At 45.3% G+C, this 7,694-nt stretch carries 8 protein-coding genes; 2 read left to right on the top strand and 6 right to left on the bottom strand.

Annotated features, from left to right (window positions below):
* The coding region (locus ACEW8S_RS07960) for a ribonuclease E/G (protein WP_373517631.1) at positions 1 to 535 on the top strand (535 nt) is incomplete at its 5' end.
* Between the two features lie 140 nt (positions 536 to 675).
* Entirely contained in the window at positions 676 to 1,143 is a 468-nt protein-coding gene (locus tag ACEW8S_RS07955) for a regulatory protein RecX (protein WP_373517630.1), read from the top strand.
* A gap of 136 nt (positions 1,144 to 1,279) precedes the next feature.
* Here the strand turns inward: ACEW8S_RS07955 and ACEW8S_RS07950 are convergent, their stop codons facing one another.
* The 6 genes from ACEW8S_RS07950 to bioD form a co-directional block, all read right to left on the bottom strand.
* Positions 1,280 to 1,777, bottom strand: a complete 498-nt coding sequence (locus ACEW8S_RS07950; protein WP_373517629.1) for a DUF6646 family protein — start codon at positions 1,775 to 1,777, stop codon at positions 1,280 to 1,282.
* 144 nt (positions 1,778 to 1,921) lie between these two features.
* Complete coding sequence (locus ACEW8S_RS07945; RefSeq protein ID WP_373517628.1) at positions 1,922 to 2,773, bottom strand: cupin-like domain-containing protein; 852 nt, start codon at positions 2,771 to 2,773, stop codon at positions 1,922 to 1,924.
* Between the two features lie 178 nt (positions 2,774 to 2,951).
* Complete coding sequence (bioB, locus tag ACEW8S_RS07940) at positions 2,952 to 4,061, bottom strand: biotin synthase BioB (RefSeq protein ID WP_373517627.1); 1,110 nt, start codon at positions 4,059 to 4,061, stop codon at positions 2,952 to 2,954.
* A 138-nt stretch (positions 4,062 to 4,199) separates the two neighbouring features.
* Positions 4,200 to 5,471 (bottom strand): beta-ketoacyl synthase N-terminal-like domain-containing protein, encoded by a 1,272-nt coding sequence (locus tag ACEW8S_RS07935; protein ID WP_373517626.1) that lies wholly within the window; start codon positions 5,469 to 5,471, stop codon positions 4,200 to 4,202.
* A 142-nt stretch (positions 5,472 to 5,613) separates the two neighbouring features.
* Positions 5,614 to 6,912, bottom strand: a complete 1,299-nt coding sequence (gene bioA, locus ACEW8S_RS07930; RefSeq protein ID WP_373517625.1) for an adenosylmethionine--8-amino-7-oxononanoate transaminase — start codon at positions 6,910 to 6,912, stop codon at positions 5,614 to 5,616.
* Between the two features lie 159 nt (positions 6,913 to 7,071).
* The coding region (gene bioD, locus ACEW8S_RS07925) for an ATP-dependent dethiobiotin synthetase BioD (RefSeq protein WP_373517624.1) at positions 7,072 to 7,694 on the bottom strand (623 nt) is incomplete at its 5' end.

Raw genomic sequence — 7,694 nt, 5'->3', positions numbered from 1 at the left:
TAGCGCTTTAGAAGTGAACCTTTTGGCCGCTTCCGAAATCGCCAGGCAACTGCGCCTTCGCGATATGGGCGGTATCATCGTGGTGGACTTTATCGATATGGTAAAGGCACCGCACCGAAGAAAGCTTTTCGATCATCTTCGCAATGAGATGAAAGACGATCGCGCCAAGCATAAAATTCTGCCGCCCAGTAAGTTCGGGCTTATACAGATAACACGGCAACGCGTTCGTCCCGAAATGAACATCAAGACGACCGAAGAGAACCCTAACGGGAGCGGAAAAGAAGTTGAAGCCCCGATCGTTTTGGTAGATAAAATCAATTTCGATCTCGAAAAGTTGCTGAAAGGGCCTAAAAAGGATGAGAAGATTACCTTGAACATCCACCCTTTTATCGCGGCGTACATTACGAAAGGCTTTCCATCCATGCGTTCCAAATGGTTTTTGGAGCATAAAAAATGGGTGAAAATACAGCCACGCGATGCCTATACGTATCTCGAATATCGTTTTACGGATAAAGATGGTAAGACCGTATATTAAATTTTAAAAGCGACTCTTCGGCAACGAGGGGTCGCTTTTTTTGTTTAAATTATCGCTATTTTCATTTCATGATTTCAACCGAGGAAATAGGAATAATCTTATTTATTATTCCTCAACAATCCCCATAATCTCGTTACAGAATGACGAAAGCCTACTCCCTTAGCGAAGCCACTAAAAAACTCGAAGGCTACTGCTCTTACCAAGAGCGCTGTCACAAAGAGGTAGTGAACAAATTGCGGGAAATTCGTATGATTCCCGAGGCGATAGACCAAATTGTAGTACATCTTATCGACCATGACTATTTAAATGAAGAGCGTTTTGCCAAAAGCTTCGCCCGCGGAAAGTTCACTATTAAAAAATGGGGGCGAAAACGGATTACGTTGGAGCTGAAACAGCGCAGTATTTCAAGGTTCAATATTAAGACGGCATTGCAAGAAATCAACCAGACCGATTATCTTGAAACCTTCGATGCCCTTGCCGATAAAAGATTGGCCCAAATTACCGAAAAGAACCGGTTAAAAAGAAGAAAAAAACTGGCTGATTATCTACTATATCGCGGATGGGAAAGTGATTTGGTCTATGGGAAAATCAAGGAACTAGTTCCGTGAAACGAAGTATGCTTTTCGCAACAGTACCCTGCCCCAATGACAAAAAAATGAGTCGCCAAAGACAGGTTCCGCCCAATCATACCAAAATCGAAGTCACATCGAACGCCCAATGCCCAATGCCCAATGCTTTAAGAATCTACAAAAAGTTAAAAGAAGCCCCCAAATTGATGGTAAACTGATTGTGAAGTTCTTCTGCTGGCCTCAAATCGCCCGTATCGTAGCGTGCAATGGGAAAGCCCAATTCTGTAAACACCCCGAAACCCTCTGAAAAGAAATACCGTGCGCCGGTATGGAAACCGAAATTCTTAAGCCCCAGATCAAGACCAGGATACAGATCGAATCGGTCGCTCACACCCATTACCGGCCCAAGATGGGCACTGAACCTTGCTTTGGCATCGAAGCGTTCTCGGGCACCGCTATCAAGACCGCTGCCGATACCCAGGGAATACGATGAAGTTGCGCCAATCGATATATTCTCGCCTAGCCCGTAATCGTAGGAGGCCGTTATACCCGTACCGTTATCCTGTAAATTGGCGCCGACCTGAAATTTTTGATCGCCCTTGCCGGAGTATCCTTGTGCCAGTACCGAAGTAGTTCCGACCAATAAAAGTAAAATAGCTATATAATTTTTCACACGTATGAATTTAGAACATTAATTGAAAGTACAAATTTACGAAACGATATCAGATTATAGTAACAACAGGTACGGGATTCGGTCTGGGGTTTTTTCAAGGTTTAAGTCTCAGTTCAAGGTTTAAAGTAGATGTATTGCCCATGCCTAGATAGCATTGGTCCGCGCTACTGCCTTCGCGTTTTTATGCTCTATCCACTTTTGGCCTTGTATTTTGCGCATGGCGATATCGAAGCTTCGCATTATTATGATGTTGTACAAGCCTTTGGCGAAGTTGAAGGGATTTTTGGGCCAAGCCCTTAAGCTCATCGAAAACCCTGGCGTTACATATTTCATGTAGTGCCAGTAGCCTTCGGGCATGTAGAGAACATCGCCATGGTTAAGTTCCGTTCTGAAGCCGTGGGCGGATTTTAAGGCCGGCCATTTTTCGAAATCGGGATTTTCGAAATCGATACTTTCATGGGTTATCAAGGAATGTGGCACCTTATACAGGTACTTTGTCTCGGATTGTGGAAACAGAATACATTCCTTTTTTCCTTCGAAATGGAAATGGAAAATATTGGACATATCGATATCGTAATGCATAAAAGTAAAGGAATCCCGTCCTCCAAAAAACAGCATGGGCAGTTTTTTCTTTAATTTGAGTCCGAAATCGGGAAAACTGAAATCCTTTTGCAATTGCGGTACTTCCTTCAATATGTTCCAAAGGAAGATACGATACTTGGTAGGTTGTGATTTCAATAGATCCACGTAATCGGACATCTTCATCAGGGCATGCGGCTCGTTAAATCCATCTTCATGGTTTACCGGCCGATCATCATATAAAGGCACGATCTTGTCACCGGCAACCTTTTTTATGTAGTCTAAACTCCATTTTTGAGTAGCCGGCCAGTCATCGACGGCATGTTCGATGACCACCGGCTTTTGCGGCTTGAAATATTTTTCTAAAAAAATTTCCTTGGTAATGGACTTTACCCTTGGAACAGCTTCTAAATTCAAGGCTTTCGGATTGAAAAAAAGTTTAAATTGAAAGAGGCAAATTTAATTATCCGTTAAGGATAAACTTCTTAAATCTATTCTAAATTCATTGCCTCTGTTAGCGAATTTCGAGGAAGAGCATAAAATTTTCTAGCGACAGAGATTTCACAACAAAGAGTGGGTAGGAGATTTACCGTCCTTACCGGTCGGTGATGGTGACGGATGGTTTGGGTTTCGCCTTAGCCGTTTCGTTGCGCTCGATGGAATGCCCCGGTCGGGTCCATTTTGGTTTTTCGCCCAAAGGATGTAGTTGCGATTCAGAAGCTTCTACAGTCTTTGGTTGGGAGACTTTCGTGAAGGGTTTTTGAGGGGTCAGTCCCAATAACTTGAACATGGCCATATCTTCGCCAACATCGGGATTGGGGGTGGTCAACAGTTTATCGCCTGCAAAAATGGAGTTCGCCCCGGCAAAGAAGCACATCGCCTGCCCTTCTAGGCTCATTTCGGTACGCCCGGCCGACAGCCTCACTTGCGTTTCTGGCATCACGATCCGGGTCGTGGCTACCATACGGATCATTTCCCAGATACTGATGGGTTCCATTTCGGCCATTGGTGTACCTGCGACCGGCACCAACGCATTGATCGGCACGGATTCGGGCTGTGGGTTCAAACTCGATAGCGCGACCAACATACCTGCCCGATCTTCCAAAGCTTCACCCATACCGATAATTCCGCCACTACAAACGGTCACATTGCTCTTACGTACATTCTCTATGGTATCCAATCGGTCTTGGAAGGCACGTGTGGAAATCACATCCTTATAGTAATCCTCGGAAGTATCCAGATTATGGTTGTAGGCGTAGAGTCCCGCTTCAGCAAGACGTTTCGCCTGATTTTCGGTGATCATCCCCAAGGTACAGCAGACCTCCATATCCAATTTATTGATGGTACGCACCATTTCCAGTACCTGATCGAATTCGTGGCCATCCTTGACATTACGCCAAGCAGCGCCCATACAGACGCGGGAACTTCCCGAAGCTTTCGCCCTTAAGGCCTGTGCCTTGACATGCGGAACGGTCATAAGATCGTTCCCTTCGATATCGGTATGGTATCGCGCGGCCTGCGGACAGTAGCCGCAATCTTCGGGGCAACCTCCCGTCTTTATGGAGAGCAGCGTAGAGACCTGCACTGTGTTGGGGTCGTGATTTTTTCTATGGATGGTGGCCGCATCATATAACAGCTCCATTAAAGGTCTGTTATAGATTTCCAGTATTTCCTTTTTGGCCCAGTCGTGTTTTGTCTCGCTCATGATTAAGATTGGATTCAGTTTCAAAAATAGACTTTAATGTGTAGAAAATCCAAATCGCGCCCTGTTATTAGTTACGTTAAACAAAACAGAAAATAACAGAATCAAGAACTGGCACATGGTCTATTAGGTTGAAGGAAGCTACTTTCGGCCTAATAAAACGCTTACCGCGTTCCCTCCGAACCCGACGGCATTTACGAGTATTTTTTGAATGCTTTTAGGCTCCGGAAAGGGTTCAACGAACGGAACCTCAACAAACTGTTGGTGCTTCAACATTAAAATAGCCATTTCAACGCTCAACATGCCCGAGGCACCAAACGTGTGCCCTATTTTCCACTTATTGGTAGTCAAAAAAGGAAGTTTGTTATCAAAAACTTTTTCAATTGCATTGTATTCGGACAAATCGCCTTTTATTGTGCCCGGGGCATGCATCACTATGACATCGACCTCTTCGGGTCTGGTATTTGCCAAGGCCATGCGCATGGAGCGCTGAAAGCATTCGGCATCGGTGGAGATAGAAGTATTGTGCCGTAAAGGCTCGGTAGCGTAGCCGATACCTTCGATGACGGCCAAGGTATTTTCAGGTATCCCTTTTTCGAGACAGGCGACCGAAGCGCCTTCACCCAAGATCATGGTGCTTTGTTTTTTCGTGAGCTCAAGGGCTTGGCAGGGATAACTTGGGCTATGCTCATCCGCCGAACTTTGGCTTGGTTCTACTTCGCTCATTGCAAGTCGCTCAGGAGAACCGCTCGGCAGGATATCTGCCTTCGAATAAATTTTCAAGGCCTTCATTTGGGCGATGGTAAAAGGTGTTAAAGGTGCCTCGCTGCCTCCCACCAAAAATTGATCCGCCATACCGCTTTTGATCCAGGCCACCCCGTTCAGCAGCGCATGAAGAGCGGTGGAACAGGTGATAGAGTGGGAAATTTCAGGACCTTGGGTCTGCAGATCGTGGGCTACCCAAGATGAAATATTGCCCAGGGTCGTGGTCGGCGAGGAAAGTGTCGATGCCCGTTTGTCTTTCAGGAATTCTTCATGGTACATTTCAAAAAGGGTGGTCGCGCCCCTTGACGAACCAATGTTGATACCAAAACGGATGTCATCCCGAGAACTTCGACTGCGCTCGGCACAAGCGTCGAGCGACCATCCCGCTTGTGCTACTGCCTTTCGGGAGGCGTACAGGGCGAACAAGACCGAATCGTCAAGGTTTCTGTATTTTGAATCCTCATTTTTAAGTTGGTCGATTTCCTTTTTTGCGGATTCAGGTAATGGGGCAATCCATTCGTCGGCCCCACTGAAATTCTTTTTTGTGAAACAATGGGTGTTTTTTTGATAGTTGGCCCAAGTTTCATCCTTAGAACTACCAAGCGGGGAAATTGAGGCTATTGCGGTTATGGAAATAGGTGTTTTCAATAGAAATTTTCAAATTTGAAGGGGATTGTTCAATTACAAAGGCTGCAAGGAAGGCGTAAAGTTCGCAAGGCTTGTACAAATATATTTGCGAACCTTGTGATTTCTTTGCGGACCTTACGGTTACTATTTTTAGATTCTCGATTTAATCCTTCATAATAATGAGATCATTTTTTACCATATCCAAAGCACTTCTGATGGTATCATAGATTTTTTGCAATTGTCCATCGGAAATAACATAAGGTGCCAAAATATAGATTGTATTCCCCAAAGGCCGCAAAAATACGCCGTTCTCCATAAAATGTTTGAAGAGTTTATCCCGTAAATTCCCGTAGCGTTCCATTTTCACGTTTAGGTCCAAAGCATAGATAGTTCCACATTGTCGGGTGCTTTCCACTTTTGGATGGTCTGCGATTTCTTCATCAAACCGCTGATGGGAAGTTATAATCCGCTGGATATTGCGCTGTATTTCTTCGGATCGCAAGAGTTCCAATCCTGCCAAAGCCGCTGTACAAGCCAGTGGATTGGCGGTGTACGTATGCCCGTGAAAAAGACCTTTGGCAATATCATCGCTGTAAAAAGCATCGTAGACGTCTTGGGTGCAGCTGGTAATGGCCATAGGCAAGAGGCCTGCGGTCAGGGCTTTCGAGAGGCAAATGATGTCCGGTTTCGTCCTGATATGGTCGGAAGCAAAATTTTTACCTGTTTTTCCAAAGCCGGTCATGACCTCATCCGCAACACAGAGTATCCCATGCCGTTTCAACAGCTTTAAAATTTGGTCAAGGCCTTCCGCATCGTGCATTTTCATAGCAGCGGCGCCTTGCACCAGAGGTTCGTAGATGAATCCGGCTATGTCGTTCTGTTGTAGTCGGGAAGTCAAATGTTTCAAAATATCCGTGATGTTTTCCTTGGTCGGCACGGGAATACGTTCTGCGGCAATGAAAAAATCTTCGAAAGGACCATTATAAACGGACAGACTCGAAACGGACATCGCCCCAAAGGTATCGCCGTGAAAGCCGTCTTCAAAAGCGAGCATGATCTGGCGTTTTTCACCTTTGTTAAAATGGTATTGAAGCGCCATTTTTATCCCGATTTCCACGGCTGTGGAGCCGTTGTCGGAAAAAAACAGTTTCTCTTGGTTTGCAGGAAGTATCTTTATGAGTTCTTCGGACAGCTTTATAGCCGGTTCATGGGTAAAGCCGCTAAAGACCACTTGATCCAACCGCTGCATCTGTTGATTGACTTTTTCTAGTATATAATCGTTACAATGCCCGTACATGCAGGTATACCAAGAGGCGATGCCGTCTATATATTCCCTTCCCAACTCATCGTAAAGCACGGCGCCCTTCGCTTTGGCGATGGCCAGCATTTCGGGATGCAGTTTGTGCTGCGTAAGCGGATGCCAAAGGTGTCTTTTGTCGCGCTCCGATAGCGATTCGGTCATGATCGGTTTTTTGGAATGTATATTTGGATTTCTAGAACGCATGTACAAAGATGGGGAAATAAAATTCCAAATTTCAAGCAATAGAAAGTACGATGCAACCGTCCGGCAATTACATCCAAAGAAATTAAGATGCTAATATGGTCGAGTAGAACACTACGTTCAAAGCGCTTTCAAGACCGGCGCAAACCGTTCTGCATATTTTTTGATGACCAGTTTATCAAAGGTTTCCTCTTCTTCGATACGGCCTATCAGCGAAACGCCGGTTTTGTGCAGTATAATGCTCTCGGTATGCGGATTGGGATTCCCGCTAAAAATCAAGGAAACATCATAGCCCTTGATTGTCAGCCAGTTCAAGGTCAACAGCGTGTGGTTTATACTGCCCAGGTAATGTCTCGAAACCACGACCACTTGATACGTCGGCATGATTATGTCCAAAACCGTATCGGTTTCGTTCAGGGGTGCCAAAAGGCCTCCGGCACCTTCGATGACCAAATAATTGTCGGTCTGGGGCTCATGAATTTCAAGGCGGTCAATGGTTACACCATCGATTTCGGCAGCCGCATGCGGACTCATAGGCGACTTCAGCTCGTAACTGCTTTTATGAAAGACGGTCTTATCATTGGATATCAATTCCTTGACCCGATCGGTATCGATAGTAATATTATCGGAAAGAAACACGGAAATCCCGTCCGCTTCCAAGCGCCCCTTTACAATTTGTGCCTCAGAGGAATATTGAAACCGCGCAACGGTAGTAAAAATTTCGTTGTTGTTGTTATGTTGTA

The organism is Pricia sp. (assembly GCF_041745955.1).
Classification (GTDB): Bacteria; Bacteroidota; Bacteroidia; order Flavobacteriales; family Flavobacteriaceae; genus Pricia.
This window is presented reverse-complemented; position numbering and strand designations above follow the sequence as displayed.

Excerpts from the sequence above, each read along its gene's own strand:
- bioA (WP_373517625.1), bottom strand. The coding sequence starts at position 6,912 with ATGACCGAATCGCTATCGGAGCGCGACAAAAGACACCTTTGGCATCCG.
- bioB (WP_373517627.1), bottom strand. The coding sequence starts at position 4,061 with ATGAGCGAGACAAAACACGACTGGGCCAAAAAGGAAATACTGGAAATC.
- ACEW8S_RS07955 (WP_373517630.1), top strand. The coding sequence starts at position 676 with ATGACGAAAGCCTACTCCCTTAGCGAAGCCACTAAAAAACTCGAAGGC.